The following is a 381-nucleotide window of genomic DNA, read 5'->3' as shown; positions in this document are numbered from 1 at the left end:
GCAGGCGATTCGCGGGTTGCGATCTCGCTTCGATGGAGTGACCTTACCAGCTGATTTATATATCCATAAATCATATTTATTCATTTGGTTATTCGTTTTGGAGATATGAGATTCACTTTGTTCCGGGCGAAAAAAAAGGCCGTCGGAACGGCCTGAAATCCCCTGCTTAGTGGTTCCGTGGTGACTGGACTAACGCCATCGCGAGCAGGCTCACTCCTACATTTGGAATGCGTTTCCCTGTAGGAGTGAGCCTGCTCGCGATGGCGGTGGTGACTACACCGCAAATCTCACTTGTTCGGCTGCGGCGTCAGGCGCAGGTATGGCTTCACCGCGCGATAGCCCTTCGGAAAGCGCTGCTTAATCTCTTCTTCATCTTTCAAC

1 pseudogene is annotated in these 381 nt (G+C 51.2%); it reads right to left on the bottom strand.

What is annotated here, in order from left to right:
* Positions 1 to 287: 287 nt before the first annotated feature.
* Positions 288 to 381, bottom strand: a pseudogene (locus BK660_RS32085) (peroxidase); the annotation flags it as partial.

Source organism: Pseudomonas brassicacearum, assembly GCF_003732265.1.
In the GTDB taxonomy this organism is placed as follows: Bacteria; Pseudomonadota; Gammaproteobacteria; order Pseudomonadales; family Pseudomonadaceae; genus Aquipseudomonas; species Aquipseudomonas brassicacearum_D.
The sequence above is the reverse complement of the archived record's forward strand: the minus strand, read 5'-3'. Positions and strand labels throughout refer to the sequence as shown.